Origin of the sequence: Amycolatopsis sp. MtRt-6, from assembly GCF_017308975.1 — a bacterium.
Taxonomy (GTDB): domain Bacteria; phylum Actinomycetota; class Actinomycetes; order Mycobacteriales; family Pseudonocardiaceae; genus Amycolatopsis.
This window is the reverse complement of record NZ_JADWPD010000026.1, coordinates 47,988-66,043: the sequence shown is the minus strand read 5'-3', so window position 1 is coordinate 66,043 and position 18,056 is coordinate 47,988. Positions and strand designations below refer to the sequence as shown.

Below are 18,056 nucleotides of genomic sequence, written 5' to 3'. Positions count from 1 at the left end.
GCGCTCTCATCCGGCCACCGCCGGGCGAGAGCAGCATGAGAGCGGGCCGAGAAGCCCGGCTGCGACGGTGGAAGCCGCAGAAGCCGGATTTCCTGGGAGGCACGATGTCGACGGCCACTCTTCCGCCGCTCGGGGCGTTCTCCGTGCCCGAGCCCGACCCCGAAGCCGAGCTGTACCGCTACGCGGCCCGCTGCGGCCGGATTTCGTCGGTGGACACCGCCGCGGCGCACCTCGGCCTGCCCGCGGACACGGTCCGGGCGGCCGCGGCCCGGCTGGTCGAGCTGCAGCTGCTGCGGGCGGTCGCCGACGGCTTCGTCCCGCGCGAGCCCGCGGCGGCCGCGGAGCTCGTCGTGACGCCGCTGGAGCGCGCGATGTACGAGCGGCGCGAGCTGGCCGACCGGCTGCGCGAGCGCATCGACGGCATCACCCGCGCCCCGGCGGGCGCCGCGGGCACGCTCGACCGCCTGGAGGGCGTCGCCGAGATCCGCGGCCTGGTGAAGCTGGCGGCCGAGGTCTGCCGCGACGAGCTGGTGGTGCTGCACCCGGGCGAGGCGGCCGACGACCTGGTCGACGAGCTGCTGGACGCGTGCTGCGCGGTACTGGGCGACGGCGTCGGCGTGCGGGTGGTGTGCCCGCACCGCAGCCGCGCGGGGTACGCGGCCCGCGCCCGGTTGACGCAGCTCGCGGGCCGCGGGGCGCAGATCCGCACGCTGAGCCGGGTACCGGAGGCGGCGGTGGTCTTCGACCGGTCGCTGGCGGTGACCCTGGACGTCGCCGAGCTGTCGGCCCGCCGCGTGCGCGACCAGGGCATGGTGCGGTTCCTGCTGGGCCTGTTCGACCAGCTGTGGGACGGCGCGACGCCGTTTTCGGCCGAGGACCAGGGCTACAGCGGCGAGATCGCCCACGACCTGCAGCAGACGATCGCCCGGCTGATGGCCCAGGGCCTGACGGACGAGGTCGTGGCGCGCCGGCTGGGGATGTCGGTGCGGACCTGCCGCCGGCACATCGCCGCGATGCTGCAGAACCTGGACGCGGTGTCGCGCTTCCAGGCCGGGGTGCAGGCGGCCGCCCGCTTCACGCTGGCTTGATCCGCGACCCCGGCTCCCCAGCGCCCCAATGTGGCCTTGGTTGCGCTCAACGCACCGAAGGCCACCTTGGGTGCGTCCAACGCACCGAAGGCCACATTGGGGCGCTTGGCCGCGCCCAGCCAGGTCCTCGAGCGACACTCACTGGCGAGAAGGGGCCTTGCGCTTGCGGAAGGCCCCTTCTCGCTGCCCGCCCTACCAGCCGGCCGCCTCGGCGACCACGCCGTAGGTGCGCCGCAGATCGGTCATCCGGTAGATGCCGGCCTCCGGGATCCGGATGCCGTACCGGTGCTCGATCCGGGCGAGCAGCTCGATCACCACCACCGACGTGACACCCAGGTCGCCCGCGAACGACGTCGCCGTGGCCACCTCGCCGGCGGGGACCGCGAACAAGTCGGCCGCCAAGGCCGCCAGCTCGTCGAAGCGGGCCGGGACCGGTGCGGCCGAAGCAGGTTCCGCCGCGCGGCGGAACGGGCGGGGCGGACGGGCGCACCCCGCCGCCGCGACCGCGACCACCAGGTCCGCCTGGTGGCTCAACGTCACCACGATCTCCTCCAGGCCCGCTTCCTCCGCGATCTCCGCCGCGCCGCCGCCCAGTGTCACCAGCGGCGCTCCCCAGTCGTCGTTGGTGACCTCGATGTCACGCCAGCGCAGGCCCTGGCCGAAACCACGGCCCAGCATCTTGCACGTGGCCTCCTTGACGGAAAACCGCCCGGCCAGCCGTTCCAGGGACCGTTCGGCACCCATCCGGGCGGCCTGCTCCAGCTCCACCGGCGTGAAGACCAGCGTCCGGTACCGGTGGTGCGCCGCGACCTCCGCGAACCGCGGGATCGACATCAGGTCCACGCCGATTCTCATCCACTCCGCCCCCCGAGCAAGCTCGCCGTGGCCGCGGGGACCAGCCGGACCGCGGAGACGTCCACCGCGCGCAGCGAAAGCCAGCCCTCACGCAGCGGCCCGCGCGTGTGCAGCAGGACTCGGTCCCCGTCGGCGACCACGCCTTCGGCCAGTGCCGCGCAGAACGCCAGCCACGCGTCGCAGGGGCCCCGCCCGGTGAACCGGTGAGTACCCGTGAGCGCCGGTTTCCCTTCTCCGCAACCGGAAACCGTCAGCGCGGCGGATCCACGACGCAGCCGCAGGCCGACCGCCGCGAACCGCGGGTGGCCGCCCGCCGCGTCGGCGAACAGCGGCTCGTCGCAGATCACCGCCGTCGCCTCGCTCTCGACCGCCCACTCCAGCAGGCCGAAGACGGCCGTGCCGCCGAGCTCGTCGAGGTGCGACAGGCCGACGTCCTCGCCCGCCCAGCCGCTGCGGTGCACCAGCCCGGCCAGCGCCGCGACGTTCGGGTCGCGCAGCGGACCCGACCGCACGAAGAACAGCGGCTGCGGGACGACCGGCGGCCCGAGGGCGGCGAGCACCTGCGCGCTGACGTCGACGTCGTCGTCCTCCGGGATCCGGACCATCAGGCGGGACACCGGGATCCCCGCGGCGGCCAGCCGCTCCGGCGGCACCAGGTCGGCGGCGCCGGGCAACGACGACAGCGGCACGTACTCCTCGCGGCGGGCCGCGGCGAACGCGATCGTGTCGATCCCGAGGTCAGGCATCCGCGTCTCCCGCCTGGTACCCGCGAGCCACGTGCAGGCGGTGGATGTTGCTGGTGCCCTCCATGAACTCGAACGCGTGCACGTCCCGCGTCCACTTCTCCAGCAGCGGGTGCTCGATCAGGCCGGCCGGGCCGAGCGCGGCCGACGCCCAGTGCGCCGTCCCCACCGCCAGGCCGACCGCGCCGAGCTTGGCCGCGCTGGAGAGGTAGCCGCGCTCGGGGTCGCCGTCGATCCGCGCCGCCGCCTCGTACACCAGCTCGCGGCCCGCTTCGGCGCGGGCGAGGGCGAGCTGCCCGCCGGGGGCGTTCTTGCGGTGCTCCAGCACGTACTCGACCATGGCGAGGGCGGTGCCCACGGCGGACGCGGCGATCCGGACGCGCATGTGGTTGAACGTCGTGATGGCGGCGAAGATCCCGCGCCGCGTCGCCGGCAGGTGGTCGCCCAGCATCCGGCCGGCGGGGATGGCGACGTCCGAAAAGGACAGCCGGCTGATGTAGGCGCCGCGCAGGCCGATCATCTCGAGCTTCTCGCCGTGCCAGCCGGGCGTGGGGACCTCGACCAGTGCCGCGCGGATCGACAGCGCGCCGCGGCCGGTGCGGCCGAACACCACGCCGACGCTGCCGCGGGCGGCGTTGCCGACGTAGCACTTGCCGCCGGTGAGGCGCCAGCCGTCGCCGTCGCGGTCGAAGCGGGTCTCCATCGCCGTCGCGTCGTTGCCGCGACCCTCTTCGGTCATCGCGAAGAACGACCAGCGGCGGCCGCCGTGCAGCCGGGTGAAGAACCACTCCTGCTGCTCGGGCGTGCCGAGCAGCTCGACGAACACCCCGGCCAGGCCGGGTGACGGGCAGGCCAGGATCGCGCCGACGTCGCCGCGGGCCAGCTCGATCAGCCCGGCCACGTTCTCCAGGCACGAACCGCGCTCCATCGCGCGCAGCAACGGTGTCGACGGCAGCGATTCGCGGTACCGCGGTGGTGTGTCGGCCTGCCGGACCATTTCGAACACGGGCGAGCCGTAGTGCTCCTCCATCGCGTCCGGGTCGGTGTCGATGGCCAGGGCCCGCGCCCGCAGGTCCACGGCCGCCTCGCGGCTCAGGTCGCGGACCGCGCGGACGCGGTCGCTCAGCTCGATCATGCCGGTTCTCCTTCCGGTTCCCGGTCCACCCAGGTGCCGGCCACCAGGGCCGAGACGTAGAGCGACCGCGCGGGCGAGGTGGCCAGGAAGCCCGAGGCGCCGAGGTGCTGGGCCACCCGCCAGCCCAGCTCGTCCAGCTCGCGGTGGACGTCGGCCACGGCGACCGGGTGCCGCTGCGAGCGCACCTGGGCACGCAGCCGTTCCACCGCGGCCATCACGTCGCCGATCGCGCCGACGACGAGCTGCTTGCGGATCAGCGGTTCGTCGCCGCTGGTGCGCTGCGACAGGTGCTCGACGACGTGGTCGAGCACCGAGCGCAGCACCCCGAGCCGGACCGCGGCCAGGTGCCGGCCGAAGTCGGCCAGCGCGAGGGCGTCCCGCTCTTCGCGGGGACGCCCCGGGGTGGCGAGGAAGACGATGTCCTCGCGGTCGGCCAGGCTGTGCGTGCGTACCTCGGCGCCTTCGGGGACGGCCGCGGCGGGCACGGCCGCGTACCGGCCGGGCGCCAGCCGGTCGGCCGGGGTGGCGGGCAGGGCTCGCGCGAGGCCGGCGGCGAGGCCGTCGCTGCGCGCGGCTCGCTCGCATTCGAGCAGGCTGGTGGTCACTTCTCCTCCACGACCTCGACGATCACCGACTGGAAGTAGGCGCCCTGGCCCACGGAGACCAGGGCGCAGCGCTGCCCGGGACGCAGCCGGCCGGCCGCGTCGGCGTGCTGCAGGGCGAGCAGGGAGTCGACCCCGAAGTTGTGCCCGCGCTCGGCGACCAGGTCCAGGGGGATCCGGGCGGCCGGGAACCCGGACAGCCCGCTGAAGGTGCGCCAGAACATGCGGTTGGACAGGTCCGGCAGCACCCAGTCCACATCGGACAGTGCGAGGCCGGCGTTCCGGGCCGCGGCGCCGACGACCGACACGGCCTGCTCGCAGCAGACCTTCCCGAAGAGCGCGAACTCCTCCTTGGTCATCCGCAGGCTGCGGTGGAACCGCGTGTCGCGGGCGCTCGCGCCGCCGAGGTAGCGGTAGCGCGACGGCCCCGTCCCGACCACGACCGCGGCGGCGGTGTCGCCCGCGACGGTCGTGCCCGGGATGTAGCGGCCGCGGTCGCTCGCGCTGCCCTGGTCGCCGCCGAGCACGAGCACGCGGTCCTCCGGGCTCGCGCCGGGCCGGGCCAGGTAGCGGCGGGCGAGTTCGACCGAGCGCAGCACCGACGTGCAGTTGACGTGCGACACCCCGAAGAACGGGACGCCGGGCAGGCCGAGCGCGTCGCGCAGCCGGTCGGGGAACTCCCCGCACAGATCCAGCTCGGCGATGAGCAGCGTGTGGCCGTAGAGCACGAGGCTCGCCGGCCCGCCGCCGAGCGCGGTCCGTCCGGCCTCGGCCAGGTGGTTCGCCATCCGCTCGCCCGGCGCGAGCACCGGGCTGTCGCGCAGGCCGTAGATGCGGCCGAACATGCGCCGCTCCAGGGGTTTGGCGCCCGACCGCACGAGCACGTCGTCGACGGCCTCGACGCGGCCGGGCAGCCGCACGGCGACCTGGGACAGCCCCGTGTCCATCAGCGCTCCCTCCCCGGCACGAGCAGGCAGCTGCAGAACGTCCCGCTCGCCGGCTCGAAGTCGGCCAGCAGCACCGGTTCCGCCAGCGGCCACAGGCGGGCCAACCCCGCCCACACGCCGGTGCACCACAGGTCCGGCACCGCCTCGACGCGGCCCGCATACGGCGTGCCCGCGAGGCGCTTGGCCAGGCCCGCGCCGGCCAGCACCCGGACGCCCGGGTGGCGGTACAGCACGTCCGCCAACGCCAGGGTCGCCGTGTGCGGGCCGGTTCCGCCGAGCCGGACCTCCTCCAGCTCCGTCACCGCGACGTCGCCGGTCGCGCCCGCCCGCAGCAGAACCGCCGCGTCGGGGCGGTGGGTGGCCGGGTGGCCGCTGTCCCACAGCACCGCGTTCTGGTCGTACACCAGCAGCGCCGCCGAGGCCGCCTCGCCGATCCGGCAGAGGCCGTCCAGCAGGCGCAGTGCCGTGAAGGCCGCACCCGGGCCAGGGGCCGCGACCGAGCACGGTTCCGGGTTGCCGGGCAGGCGTCCGGCCAGGTAGCAGCCGGCGACCTCCGAGTGGTAGAGGTCGGGCGAGTGGTAGGCGAGCACCACCGCGTCCAGCGGCGGCAGCGGGGTGCCCGCGGCTTCCAGGAGGGCCTCGGTCATCTCGATGAACCCGTTGCCGGTGCGGGCCAGGAAGTCCTCCTGGTCCGCCGCGGCGCCGAAGGTCTCGACCATGAGCCGCGCGAGCTCCGGGCGCATCCCGAACACCGGCTTGGCCCGTTCGGTGAACACCCGGTGCGTGACGCCGCTCAGGTGCACCCCGGCCGGGCGCGGGGGTACCGCGGCCCGGCCCGGCGGCGCGAGCGTTTGGAGGGACATGGCTCAGACCGCCGCGGCGGACCTGGCGAAGGCCGACTCGATGTAGTCGGTCAGGCTGCCGACCGTGCGGAAGACCTCCGGGCCGAGCTCGTCCGGGTCGATCTCGAGGCCGATCGTGTCCTCGAGGCTCATCAGCAGCTCGATGACGCTGGTGGAGTCGAGCGCCAGGTCCTCGAACAGGCGCAGCTCCGGGGTGACGCCGCCGATCTCCTTGTTGAGCACGGCGGACAGGGCGATCTCCAGGTGGGCGACGATCTCGGTGCGGTTCATCTCGGCTCACTTCCCATGCTGTCGGTGGAGGGCTGGTGCAGGTGCTGCTTGCGCAGCAGGTCCGCGGGCTCGTCGCGATCGCGGACCAGGTAGGCCGCACCCCCGCGGACGAGCACCTCGGCGGGGAACCCGTGGCTGAGGAACAGCCCGGGCGAGGCCGACGGCCCGTAGGCGCCGGAGTTCAGGACGCCGACCAGGTCGCCGGGACGCAGGTCGGGCAGCTTCACCTGCTTGAGCAGGGTGTCGTTGGGCGTGCACAGCGGGCCGGTGACGGTCCACGGGCCCGGCTCGACCGTGTCGTCGGTGTCCTCGCCTGCGGCGCGCGGGGTGAGCAGGACGGCCGGGAAGTTGCGCTTGACGAACGAGCCGATGCCGACGGCCGCCATGTGGTGGTGGGTGCCGCCGTCCGCGATCGCGAACCGCTCCCCCATGGACTCCTTGACGTACCGGACGCCGAGCACGTAGACCCCGGCGCGGCCGGCCAGGAACCGGCCGGACTCCATGATCAGCCGCGTCGCCGGGTGCGCCCGGTGGAACGCCTCCAGCATCGGGTTGATCTCGGCGGCGACGTCGGCGGCGTCGAGGTCGTCCTCGCCCTCGAAGTAGGCCACGCCGAGGCCGCCGCCGATGTCGACCGCTTCCAGCCGGATCCCCGTCTCGGCGGCCACCCGCTCGGCCAGGTCGAGGGCGTAGCGCGTGTTCTTGCCGATGACGTCGGCGTCGAGGATGCGCGTGCCCATGTAGACCTGGATGCCGGCGACGTCGGCGTGGCGGTACTCCGCCAGCCGCGGCCCGGCGGCGAGGACCTGGGCCTCGTCGATGCCGAACTGGCGGGGCTTGCCACCCATGGTGAGCCGGGAGCCGCTGATCGCGCAGGTCGGGTTGATCCGCAGCAGCACCCGTTGCTGCTTGCCCAGCTCGGCGCCGAGCCGTTCGATGTCGTCCAGCTCGTCGAAGGACTCGCAAACGATCGCGTACACGCCGGTTTCCAGGCACGCGCGCAGTTCCTGCTCGCTCTTGCCCGGGCCGAGGAAGATGATGTCGCCGGGCCGAGCCCCGGCCGTGAGCACGGTCTGCAGCTCCACAATGGACGAAACCTCGGCGCGCGCGCCGCCGTGGTGCAGGGCGGCGAAGACGCTGATGTTCGGGTTCGCCTTGAGGGAGTAGAACACCTCGATCGCGGGGTGCAGCACCGCCCGCAGGCCGGTGATGGTGGCGTGCAGGACGTCGCCGTCGTAGACGTAGAGCGGCGTGCCGAAGCGCGCGGCCAGGTCCTGGTAGTCGATCTCGGTCATGCGTCCTCTCCTGCCATGGCGGCGAGACGGCGCTCGGCCTCGGTCCGGACGGCGAGGGCCTCCTCGGGCGAGTCCCCGACGCAGATCGCGTAGAGCCGGCCGTGGAAGGAGCCCTCGCCGGTGTTCGCGGCGTTCAGCGTCGCGAAGTTGTTGACGAGCACGCCGGTGTCGCCGGCGCCGGTGAAGAACAGGTCGCCGAGCGCGCTTTCGACCTCGGCGAAAGTGTGTTCACGCCGCAGCTTCAGCGAGAAGGTCGCCGCGATGGCGTGCCGGCCCTCGGGGATGAACTTCTCGGCGATCCGGCTCTGGTAGGTCGACATGTTGAACCGGGCGTTGATCTCCAGGCACGGGTAGAGCGTGCCGTCGGCGGCGAGCATCGCGTCGACGCCGACCATGCCGAAGAAGCCTTCGTCGTGCAGCGCGCGCCCGATCTTTTCGACGGCTTCGGCCAGCTCGCGCGCCGCGACCGGCGGCAGCTCGACCGGGAAGCGGTGGCCCTGGTGGACGCCGTTCTTCAGCACGGCGGCCTTGACCGTCTCGAACCGGACGCCGCCGGTGCGGGAGACGACGAACTGGTAGTTGAGGTCCTGGGCGTGCTCGATCCAGGACTCGATCACGAGGTTCGCGGGCGCGTCGGCGCCGCGGCGCTCGATGAGGCGCAGCAGGCGGTTCGCGCCGCGCTCGTCCTCGACGACGACCATGCCGCGCCCGGAGACGCCGAGCGACTCCTTCACCACGACCCGGCCGCCCAAGGCCAGCTGCGCGGTGAGGGCGTCGCGCAGCTCGCCGACCGTGTGCACCACCCGGCCGGGTACCTGGCGCAGGCCGAGCGAGTCGACCAGGCCGCGGCTGAACACCTTGCCGTTGACCGCCTTGCAGATCTGCGCGGTCGAGCCGGCGAGCGGCAGCCCGGACTCCTTGGCCAGGGCCTCCTCCGACGCCGAGATGCCCAGCGGCATCAGGTAGGTGTTGCCGTCGGCCAGCTCCCGCAGCCTGCCCAGCAGCTCCGGTGAGCCGAGGGCGTCCTCGGTCACCATCGCGTCCGGGTCGTTGTGCTCGGCGATCAGCGTCGTGCCGTCGGCCGCGCCGATCCGCGCGAGGTAGCCGGCGAACGCGGCGTCCATGGGTGCCTTGAGCACCACGAAGTCGCCCTCGCCGGCCAGCAGCGCGCCCATCTCCTCCATGCGGTTGACCGTGGCCCCCGCGAACGAGATGCCGGCGCCGGGCAGTTTCGGCTCGCCCACCGCCCAGCTGCGTTCCACCTCGAAGTTGTTGACGAAGACGAACCGCGCACCGGCGTCGCCGGTGAGGTCCTTCTTCAGCCGTGCCACGAAATTCATCCCTGGTTCCCTTCTCCGATCTCGACGACGGCCGCCGCGAAGGTCGCCCCGAGGCCGGCCGAAGCCAGCAGCACGAGGTCCCCCGGGTCGACCCGCCCGTCCGCGCGCGCCGCCGCCAGGTTGATGAACGGGTCGGAGCTGTAGCAGTGGGCGTACTTCCCGACGTTGTCGAGGAACACGCGGTCCCGCGGCACGCCGAGCGCGCCGGTGATGCGTTTCCACGACAGCTTGTTGACGTTGTGCGGCAGGATGACGGCGATGTCCGCGGGGGCGACCCGGGCGTCGTCGAGGGCGTCCTGCATGACCTGGGCGAGCGCGTCCGGGTAGACGTGCTTGTACCGCAGCTGCAGGGCTTCGTCGCAGTCGATGCCGCGGTAGAACTCGCCGAGCACGGTGAGCGCGCGCCCGAGGACGCGGTCGCCGCGCGGGTCCGGGCCGAGCAGCACCGCGGCGGCGCCGTCGCCCTGGATCGTGGTGTCGCGGATCAGCCGGGCCTCGTGCATCAGCACCTTGTCGCCGGTCAGCACGAGCACCCGGTCGCCCGGCGCCGCGGTGGCCAGCAGGGACCGCGCCACGTGCAGGGCGTGGATGCCGACGACGCAGTTCAGGTGCGACAGGCTGAACGCGGTCGCGCGGTGCAGCCGCAGCCGCGTGCGCACGTCCTCGAGGAGGCCGGGCGTGGCGACGGCGACGTGCTGCATGGTGTGCGCGTGGACCAGGAAGCGGACCGAGCCGCGGTCCGTCCCGGCCAGCACGCGCTCCCCCGCGCCCGCCAGCAGGTCGGCCAGGTCGAGGCCGTCGGCGACGGCGACGCGGTCGAGGCCCAGGAAGCGGGTGAAGAAGCGCAGCTGCGTCGCGTCGAGGCCGAGCGGGCCGGCCAGCTCGGCGACCGGCAGGCTCGTCTCCGGCACGAACGACGCCACCCGTTCCAGGCGGGGTGCTTCGAGCAGGGACATGGTTTCCTCCTCTTCTGCCGGCTCAGCCGCGGGACGGCACGAGCTCGTGCGCGAGCGCGGCCAGGGGGCGGGCGGTGGTGAACGGGACGAGCCCGGCCGACCAGCCGCGCTCGTGCAGGGCTTCGACCACGCGGGGCAGGCGCAGCACGCGCCCGCCCGCGCCGAGGTAGCTGCGGGCGGGGTCGACGCGCTCGATGCCGTTGACTTCGGCCACGACCTCGGTGAGGACGCGCTCGGCGGGCGCGGTTCCGGTTCGCTCGGGTACTCGGGTGCCGGCCCGCGGTGGCTCCGCCGGGGTGAACCCGAGGAGCGCGGCGGCCTCGCTGACCCGCAGGTCGGTGCCGGGGTCGCGGTGCGCTTCGACGAGCCGGGCGTAGCCGCGCAGGAACTGCTCGACGGCGTCGGCGTCCATGACGGCGTCCAGGGCCTGCAGGGCGAGGGTGATGCCATCGGCCCATTCGTAGACGCGCAAGTAGCTGTCCGAGCCGGCCTGCGCCCAGTCGGCGGGGGCCGCGTTGACCGCGTACCGGTCGCGCTTGGCCCGGCACGAGCGCGGCGCGTTGTCGAGGAAGTTCAGCTCGGCGACCACGCGCACGCCCTCCTCGGCGATCAGCTCGTACACGCGGTCGTACGGCACGTGCGCGTGCGTCATCGCCTCGCTCACGCGGGTCGCGGACGCCTTGACCACGGCCGAGAACCGCGGATCGCCGCCGAGGTCGGCGAGCACCGGCGTCGGGTAGGACAGGCACGTGACGGCGCCGCCGAAGCCGCTGGCGTCCCGCTGGCTCGTGTACATCCGGTGCGCGACCAGCGTTTCGCCGGTGTACGCGGCGAGCGTGACGGCATAGGCGGCCAGGTGCACGGCCGAGGGCCACACGTGCTCGCGCGCGGCGATCGCCCGGGCGGCCGACAGCAGCGTCGGCACGGTGAAGGAAGCACTGTGTGCGGCCTCGGAATCCTTGCGGCGCTTCGAGAAGACGTCCGCGGGGAGCTTCTTGACGATCTCGCGCCAGTGGCTGAGCGCGGGTTCGATGTCGGCGTCGGTGCGGCTCTCCTCGAAGCGGGCGAGGTCCACCGGCTGGTGTTCGACCGGGTCCAGCACCGCGGGCCGGCCCTCGGTGCGCGCGGCCAGGAGCTCGTCGAGCTCGGCGGCCAGGCGGTCGAGGGCGACGTCGTCGAAGGCCAGGTGGTTGAAGACCAGGTGCAGGCGCGCCAACCGGCCGCCGGTGGTGACCACGCAGGCCCGCATCGGCCACTCGCGGGCCAGATCGAACGGAGTGCGGGTGAGGCGCGCGATGACGTCCACGGCGTCCTCCGTGGTCGCCTCGACGACGGGCTGCGGGGCCGGCGGCTGCACGAGCTGGCGCGGCCAGGCACGCCCGTCCGCCGCGGTGCCGGTCAGGTCGTAGACCGTGCGCAGGACTTCGTGCCGGCGCACCAGGTGCGTCAGCGCGGTGCGGACGGCCGCGACCGTGCAGCCCGCGGGCAGCGGGTAGCTGGTGCCGATGTGCGCCTCGTGCCGGGACGGCGCCGGCACCCGCAGGTACCGCAGCAGGTGGTGGTGCTGTCCCCAGCAGAGGTTCGCGCTTTTCACCACGGGGGCCTCCAACCGAATCGTCGTACGCCGATCGTGGGCGGTTTCGGCGGAAATGGTTAGCCCCCGGCGGTGGCACTTTCTCCGTGGCACGAACATGACACCGGGTGGGTCGGGGTTTTCCTTGACCCGCAACGGTTCGTCGGTGAATCTGGGTTGGCCCCGCCGGAACGCAGGAACTGCCGACCGGATCCGCGGGGAAATACCGTCAACGGAATGAGGAGCACTCATGTCGAAGGAAGCTTCGAAGGTCGCCAGCAAGGTCGCGTCGAAGGTCGCCGCCAAGGAGGCCGCCAAGGAAGCGGCCAAGGAGGCCTCGAAGGTCGCCGCCAAGGAGGCGTGACACCCGGCGGGACGGCGGCACTTTCCCGTGAAGGTGCCGCCGCCCGACCCGGGCACTTTCCCGTGAAAGTGCCCGGCTTGTGGCCACCGCGGGCGCGGCGCTTTCTCGTGAAAGTGCCGTGCCCGCGGGCTTTACCCGCATTCCACCAGCCCGGGAGGGGCCATGACCTCGATCGCGCCCGCCGCGCCGTCCGTGGACCGTGCGCTGCCGCGCTGGTCGGCCCGCGACTGCGCGGACGCCGACCGGGCGGACGTGCTCGCGCTGTTCGCCGACCCCGGCTTCTTCTTCCGCACCGACCGGCCCGGCACGCGGCCGGAGTGGGAGATCGACCGGCTCCTCGGCGACGACACCCGCGTGCTCTGCGCCGACGGCGAGCCCTTCGGCCTGTACGCGCTCGAGAACGAGGGCAGCGAACACGGCTGCCACTACGTCCTGCACCTGCGCCTGCGTTCCGACGCCCCGGCGCACTGGTGGCGCGACGCCTACCGCGAGATCGTGCGCGCCCTGCGGTGGCGCCACGAGCTGGTGCGGCTGTCGGTCCGGTTCCCGGAGTTCGACCCCGCCGGCCTCGCCTTCGCGCGCTCCGCCGGACTCACCGAAGAAGGCACGCTCGCCGGCGTGACCACCCACGAAGGCCGTCGGCGCGGCACGGTCTTCTTCTCCCAGGTCTGGGCGGAGTCATGAAACTGCGCGGATACCGCGGCACCGACCGCGACCTGCTGAGCGGGCCCTGGCTCGCCGGCGAGCTGCTCGGGCTGCCCCTGGCGGACTGGCCCGCGCTCGCCGGCCCGACCGAGGTGCCCCCGCCCGCCGGGGACGACGAGGAACTGTGCGTCACCGACGGTGCCTTCGTCCGCTACACGGGCATCGACTGGGTGCACCGGCGGGCCCGCGTCGAGATCGGCGTCCACAGCGCACTGTCCGATGTGGACTCGATACTGCGGGCCGCCGTCGAGCACGGCTTCACCGGGCTGAACCTGCGGCGCCTGCACGGCTGGGTCACCCCGGCCGCCCGGCCCGGGTCGGCCGCGCTGGCCGCGGCCGGGTTCCGGCGCGAGGCGGTCGTCCCGGCCGCCACCTGGTTCGACGGCGCACCCGCCACACGGGAGATCTGGGGGACGATCCGCCATGACTGAGCTGAGGCCGCTTTCGCCCGCCGAGGCCGCCCAGGGCCTGCGGCGCGCCGGCGACGCCGCGCGCGGGTTCCTCGGCACCGACCCGGTGACCCAGAACGACGCGCTGCTCGTGCGCGAGCTGACCCGCCGCGGCGCCCAGGTGTACGCCGCGGGCGGCGCCGTGGTCGGCTGCGTGCCGAACCGGGCGCAGCCGCGCCAGGCCTACGTCTCGAGCACGTCCGCCGGCCCGGAGCCGGTGCGCGCGCTGCTCGGGCACCTCACCACCTACCAGCGCCGGACGTCGTTCGTCGCCCTGGTCCCCGAGGACGGGGCCGCCGCGTTCCTCGGGGCCGGGTTCGCCCGCACCGGCGTGCTGCCCGGCCACCACTACGCCGGCCACGAGTTCCACGACGTCCTGGTCCTGGTGAAGGAGGAGCCATGCCGATCGTGACCGTCCGGCACTTCACCGAAGAGGACGTCCCGCTGCGCACGGAACTGCTGCGCGAGGCGCGGTTCACGGCCAACCTCACCGACTTCGCCGTCGGCTCGGCCGACGGCGGCCTGGCGGCCCGGCAGCTGCGCACCATCGCCGAGGAGCAGCGCACCAAGCGCATCTTCACCGTGTGCGGCCCGCACGGCCGCGTCATGGGGTTCGCGTGGATCACCTCGATCGACTGGCGCGCCCAGTGCTGCGAACTGTCCTTCGGCGTGCTGCCGCGCGACCGCGGGCTCGGCGCGTTCGCCGTCTACGCGGTGCACAAGCACCTGCGCGACGAGCTCAACATGCGCGTGATCGTCAACCAGGTCCTCACGCACAACACCATGTTCCTGTCCGCCGAAGCCCTGGAAGCCCAGCACCAGGTCCGGTGCGAACGGGACTCCCACACCGTCGGGCAGTGGCGGACGGCGTGCTACTGGACCCTGTCCGATGAGGACGTCCAGCGGCACCAGGCGTCCGAAGAGCGACGCCGCCGGGAGCTGGCCGAGCGGATCCGCGAGCGGATCGAGGCCCGGTCGTGAGCGGGCGGGCCGGGTACCTGCGTACGCCCGCGGTCGCCGGCGACACCCTGTACTTCACGTGCGAGGACGACCTGTGGTCCGTTCCCGCCGCCGGCGGCCGGGCGCACCGGCTGACCGCGGGTCCCGGCGAAGCCCGGCGGCCGCGGATCTCCCCGGACGGCACGGAAATCGCGTTCGTCGGCACCTACGACGGCCCGGCCGAGGTGTACGTCATGCCGGCCGAGGGCGGCCCGCCGCGACGGCTCACCCACCAGGCCGGGCGCTGCGTCACCGTCGGCTGGCACCCGCACACCGGCGAAGTGCTCTACGCGACCGACGCCGAGCAGCCGTCCGGCTTCGGCGCGCGCCTGTTCTCGGTGGCGGCGGCCGGCGGTCCCGCGCGGCCGCTGCGGCTCGGCCCGGCCGACACGATCGCCTTCGGTGCCGGCGTCGTCGTCGGCCGCAACACCGCGGATCCCGCGCGCTGGAAGCGCTACCGCGGCGGGGGCACCGGCGAGCTGTGGTACGCCGAGCACGAGACCGGGCCGTTCACGCCGCTGGTGGCGCTGCCCGGGAACGTCGCCGACCCGTGCTGGGCCGGCGGTCGCGTCCACTTCATCAGCGACCACGAAGGCATCGGCAACGTCTACTCGTGCCTGCCCGACGGCACCGGCCTGCGCCGCCACACCGACCACCACGACCACTACGCGCGCGGGCTCACCACCGACGGCACCCGCCTGGTCTACACCGCGGGCGCCCGGCTGCACCTGCTCGACGACCGCGGCGCGCGGCCGGTCGAGGTCGACCTCGGCGGCGCGGCCCCGCAGCGCGGCCGCCGGTTCGCCCCCGCGGGCGAGTACCTCGACGGCGCGCGCCTGTCCCCCGACGGCACCCGGCTCGCGGTGACCGCCCGCGGCAAGGCGTTCACCTTCGCGCACTGGTCCGGGCCGGTCCGCGGGCACGGCAGCGCCGACGGCGTCCGCTACCGGCTGCTGCGCTGGCTGGCCGGTGGGCGGCAGCTGGTCGCCGTGGCCGCCGACGAGAGCCCGGACGAGCGGATCGTGCTCATGGACGCCGAGGGCGGCGAGGACGCCCCGGCGCTCGTGGCCGGCGGCGTCGGGCACATCACCGAGCTGACCGCCTCCCCCGCCTCCGGGCTCGTCGCCTTCGCGACCAGCCGCCAGCGCGTGTGGATCGTGGACACCGCCGACGTGCTCCCCCGGCCCCGGCTGCTCGACGCGAGCAAGCACGAGCGCATCGAGGACCTCGCCTGGTCGCCCGACGGCCGGTGGCTGGCCTACACGTTCCCGGAGTCGCCGCGCACGTCGTCGATCAAGCTCGCCGACACCGCGTCCGGACGCACCCACCGGGTGACCGAGCCGGTGGTGCGCGACGCGCGCCCGGCGTTCGACCCGTCCGGGCGGTACCTGTACTTCCTCGGCCAGCGCGACCTCACGCCGGAGCTGGACCAGGTGCAGTTCGAGGTCGGGTTCCCGTTCGGCTCCCGGCCGTACCTGATCACGCTGCGGGCGGACGCGGAGTCGCCGTTCGAGACGCGGGCCGCCGTGCCCGGGCCGCCACTGCCCGCCCCGCGCGGCGACGGCCGGGTGGAGATCGACCTCGACGGGATCTCCCGGCGGGTGGCCGCGTTCCCGGTGCCCGAAGGCCGCTACAGCGACATCGCGGCGCTGCCCGGGAAGGTGCTCCTGCTGTCGGTGCCCCTGTCCGCGCCCGACCCGGCGCACCCGGACTCGGGCGGCGACGGCACGGTGTCGCTGGTGGACCTCGGCACCGGCCGCGTCACCGCGGGCTGCCTCGGCGCGGTCGACGAGCTGGAGGTCCGGGGCGACGTCGTGCTGCACCGCACCGACAGCAGGCTGCGGGTGCTGCGCGCCGACGTCGCCGGCGACCCGCCCGACGGCGAAGAGCCGGGCCCGGCCACCGGCTGGGTCGACCTCGGGCGCGTCAAGGTCCCCTTCGACCCGTCGGCGGAGTGGCGGCAGATGTTCCGCGAGGCGTGGCGGCTGCAGCGCGAAGGCTATTGGGACGCGAGGATGTCCGGCCTCGACTGGGATGCGGTGTACGACCGGTACGCGCCGCTCGCGGAGCTGGTGTCGTGCCGTGCGGAGCTGTCGGATCTGATCTGGGAGCTGCACGGCGAGCTCGGCACGTCCCACGCGTTCGAACGCGGCGGCGAGTACCGCGCCGGGCCGGACGAGGCGCAGGGCTTCCTCGGCGTCGACTGGGACACCCCGCCCGACGGCTCGTCGTGGCGGATCGCGCGGATCCTGCGTGGCGACCCGTGGAACCCGAAGGCGGGTTCGCCGTGCGCCCGGCTCGGCGCCGACATCCGGGCGGGCGACGCCGTGGTCGCGGTCAACGGCCGCCGCGTCGGCCCGCCGGGTCCCGGCGAGCTGCTGGTCGGGCAGGCCGACCGGGAGGTGGAACTGACCGTGCGCCGGGCCGGCGCCGAGCACCGCGTGGTCGTCCGGGCGTGCGCCGGCGAGGCGCGGGCGCGGTACCTGGACTGGACCGAAGGCAACCGCGCGTACGTGCGGACGGTGTCGGGCGGGCGGCTGGGCTACCTGCACGTGCCGGACATGACGCGGGCCGGGTACGCCGACTTCGTCCGCGGGTTCCTGACCGAGCTCGACCGCGACGGCCTGATCGTGGACGTCCGGTTCAACACGGGCGGGCACGTGTCGCCGCTGCTGCTCGACCGGCTGGCCCGCCGCCGCACCGGCACCGAGCACGGCCGCTGGAGCGGGACGGCGCCGTACCCCACGGAGTCCCCCCGTGGCCCGATGGCGACGTTGCTCAACGAGCACACCGGGTCCGACGGCGAGATCTTCGCGCACGTGTTCCGCGCGCTGGGGCTGGGTCCGCTGATCGGCAGGCGCAGCTGGGGCGGGGTGATCGCGACCTGGCCACGCCACCGGCTGGTGGACGGCACGGTCACCACCCAGCCCGAGTTCCGCTACCGCTTCGGCGACGCGGGTGGTTCGCTGGAGAACCACGGCGTGGAGCCGGACCTGGCGGTGGTCCCGGCGCCCGACCGGCTGTTGCCGGGCGAGGACGACCAGCTGGCGGCGGCGGTCGCGCACCTGCTGACGGAGCTGGGTTCGCCGTCGGAGGAGCTTCCGGCACCCCGGGCGGCGCTGCTGCTGCCGCAGGCGCCGTGAACGTCGACGTCTGGCTGGTGCCGATCCGGCCCCGGCCGGAGTGGGTTGGCCTGCTCGACGACGCCGAGCGCGCTCGATGGGCCCGGCTGGCCGCGTCCCCGGCCGCGGACGTTTTCGTGACTTCTCGTGCGCTGCAACGGCTTTGGGGTGCCTTCGCGGCCGGTGTCCCGCCGGCGGCAGTGGTGGCCGACCGGTCCTGCGAGCACTGCGGCGACCCCGGGCACGGCCGGCCGCGGCTGGCCGGCGCCCCGGCGTATTCGGTTTCCCACACGGGAAGCCTGCTGCTGCTCGCGACGGCGTCGGCGGGCCTGATCGGAGCCGACGTCGAGGCCCCGGCCGCGGCGGCCGACCCCGCCGGGCTGGCGGGCGTGGTCTTGTCGGCCGCGGAGCACCGGGAGTTCTCGGCGGCGGACCCGGCGGAGCGGACCGGCCGGCTGCTGACGGCGTGGACCCGCAAGGAGGCGGCGATGAAACTGGCCGGCCTCGGCCTGGCCGCCGCCCCCGCGCGGGTGGACGTGCGGGGGCCACTCGCCCGTTCGGACGTGCCGGGCTGGCCGCGCGAACCCGTGCACCTGCGCTCGCTCGCCGTTCCCGGCGGTCACGTCGCGGCGCTGGCCACGACCGTGCCGGTGCGGGCCGTGCACCGGCGTGACCTGGCCTTACTCGACGTATCGACGACCGCGGGGAGGCCGTAGCCCTTCCCCCACCCGGCGCAGGGGACCCAATCTG

At 74.2% G+C, this 18,056-nt stretch carries 18 protein-coding genes; 7 read left to right on the top strand and 11 right to left on the bottom strand.

What is annotated here, in order from left to right:
* Positions 1-104: 104 nt before the first annotated feature.
* Positions 105-1,088, top strand: coding sequence for a LuxR C-terminal-related transcriptional regulator (locus tag I4Q55_RS34680; protein WP_206794146.1), 984 nt, complete (start codon positions 105-107; stop codon positions 1,086-1,088).
* A gap of 192 nt (positions 1,089-1,280) precedes the next feature.
* Here the strand turns inward: I4Q55_RS34680 and acpS are convergent, their stop codons facing one another.
* From acpS to I4Q55_RS34625, 11 genes are read right to left on the bottom strand one after another with little or no spacing between them, the layout of a single operon-like run.
* The gene (gene acpS / locus I4Q55_RS34675; protein ID WP_206794144.1) at positions 1,281-1,943 is read right to left on the bottom strand and encodes a holo-ACP synthase; all 663 of its coding nucleotides are present in this window, start codon (positions 1,941-1,943) and stop codon (positions 1,281-1,283) included.
* Positions 1,940-2,689, bottom strand: coding sequence for a hypothetical protein (locus tag I4Q55_RS34670; protein WP_206794142.1), 750 nt, complete (start codon positions 2,687-2,689; stop codon positions 1,940-1,942). Before I4Q55_RS34670 ends, acpS begins: the two co-directional genes overlap by 4 nt.
* Complete coding sequence (locus tag I4Q55_RS34665) at positions 2,682-3,821, bottom strand: acyl-CoA dehydrogenase family protein (RefSeq protein ID WP_206794140.1); 1,140 nt, start codon at positions 3,819-3,821, stop codon at positions 2,682-2,684. Before I4Q55_RS34665 ends, I4Q55_RS34670 begins: the two co-directional genes overlap by 8 nt.
* Positions 3,818-4,426, bottom strand: a complete 609-nt coding sequence (locus tag I4Q55_RS50720) for an acyl-CoA dehydrogenase family protein (protein ID WP_206794138.1) — start codon at positions 4,424-4,426, stop codon at positions 3,818-3,820. Before I4Q55_RS50720 ends, I4Q55_RS34665 begins: the two co-directional genes overlap by 4 nt.
* Positions 4,423-5,370, bottom strand: coding sequence for a 3-oxoacyl-[acyl-carrier-protein] synthase III C-terminal domain-containing protein (locus tag I4Q55_RS34655; RefSeq protein ID WP_206794136.1), 948 nt, complete (start codon positions 5,368-5,370; stop codon positions 4,423-4,425). Before I4Q55_RS34655 ends, I4Q55_RS50720 begins: the two co-directional genes overlap by 4 nt.
* Entirely contained in the window at positions 5,370-6,233 is an 864-nt protein-coding gene (locus I4Q55_RS34650) for a hypothetical protein (protein ID WP_206794134.1), read from the bottom strand. Before I4Q55_RS34650 ends, I4Q55_RS34655 begins: the two co-directional genes overlap by 1 nt.
* A gap of 3 nt (positions 6,234-6,236) precedes the next feature.
* Entirely contained in the window at positions 6,237-6,503 is a 267-nt protein-coding gene (locus tag I4Q55_RS34645; RefSeq protein WP_086848245.1) for an acyl carrier protein, read from the bottom strand.
* Positions 6,500-7,798 carry a type III PLP-dependent enzyme gene (locus tag I4Q55_RS34640; RefSeq protein WP_206794131.1) on the bottom strand — a complete coding sequence of 433 codons (1,299 nt, stop codon included), beginning with the start codon at positions 7,796-7,798 and terminating at the stop codon, positions 6,500-6,502. The genes I4Q55_RS34645 and I4Q55_RS34640 overlap by 4 nt, the downstream gene beginning before the upstream one ends.
* A complete protein-coding gene (locus I4Q55_RS34635; RefSeq protein WP_206794129.1) occupies positions 7,795-9,138 on the bottom strand; it encodes an ATP-grasp domain-containing protein in 1,344 nt (447 codons plus the stop codon). Before I4Q55_RS34635 ends, I4Q55_RS34640 begins: the two co-directional genes overlap by 4 nt.
* Positions 9,135-10,094 carry a 3-oxoacyl-ACP synthase III family protein gene (locus I4Q55_RS34630; protein WP_206794127.1) on the bottom strand — a complete coding sequence of 320 codons (960 nt, stop codon included), beginning with the start codon at positions 10,092-10,094 and terminating at the stop codon, positions 9,135-9,137. The genes I4Q55_RS34635 and I4Q55_RS34630 overlap by 4 nt, the downstream gene beginning before the upstream one ends.
* Before the next feature lie 22 nt (positions 10,095-10,116).
* Complete coding sequence (locus I4Q55_RS34625) at positions 10,117-11,691, bottom strand: condensation domain-containing protein (protein WP_206794126.1); 1,575 nt, start codon at positions 11,689-11,691, stop codon at positions 10,117-10,119.
* Positions 11,692-12,193: 502 nt separating this feature from the next.
* On the opposite strand from I4Q55_RS34625, the gene I4Q55_RS34620 reads away from it, so the two are divergent.
* The 6 genes from I4Q55_RS34620 to I4Q55_RS34595 are packed head-to-tail and all read left to right on the top strand — an operon-like array spanning position 12,194 to position 18,022.
* Positions 12,194-12,715, top strand: a complete 522-nt coding sequence (locus I4Q55_RS34620) for a hypothetical protein (protein ID WP_206794124.1) — start codon at positions 12,194-12,196, stop codon at positions 12,713-12,715.
* Positions 12,712-13,167, top strand: coding sequence for a GNAT family N-acetyltransferase (locus tag I4Q55_RS34615; protein WP_206794122.1), 456 nt, complete (start codon positions 12,712-12,714; stop codon positions 13,165-13,167). Before I4Q55_RS34620 ends, I4Q55_RS34615 begins: the two co-directional genes overlap by 4 nt.
* Complete coding sequence (locus tag I4Q55_RS34610; protein ID WP_206794120.1) at positions 13,160-13,597, top strand: hypothetical protein; 438 nt, start codon at positions 13,160-13,162, stop codon at positions 13,595-13,597. The genes I4Q55_RS34615 and I4Q55_RS34610 overlap by 8 nt, the downstream gene beginning before the upstream one ends.
* Complete coding sequence (locus I4Q55_RS34605) at positions 13,585-14,166, top strand: GNAT family N-acetyltransferase (RefSeq protein WP_206794119.1); 582 nt, start codon at positions 13,585-13,587, stop codon at positions 14,164-14,166. The genes I4Q55_RS34610 and I4Q55_RS34605 overlap by 13 nt, the downstream gene beginning before the upstream one ends.
* Positions 14,163-17,327: a S41 family peptidase gene (locus I4Q55_RS50315; RefSeq protein ID WP_206794117.1), complete on the top strand. Its 3,165-nt coding sequence runs from the start codon at positions 14,163-14,165 to the stop codon at positions 17,325-17,327. The genes I4Q55_RS34605 and I4Q55_RS50315 overlap by 4 nt, the downstream gene beginning before the upstream one ends.
* Entirely contained in the window at positions 17,324-18,022 is a 699-nt protein-coding gene (locus I4Q55_RS34595; RefSeq protein ID WP_206794115.1) for a 4'-phosphopantetheinyl transferase superfamily protein, read from the top strand. The genes I4Q55_RS50315 and I4Q55_RS34595 overlap by 4 nt, the downstream gene beginning before the upstream one ends.
* Positions 18,023-18,056: the final 34 nt, after the last annotated feature.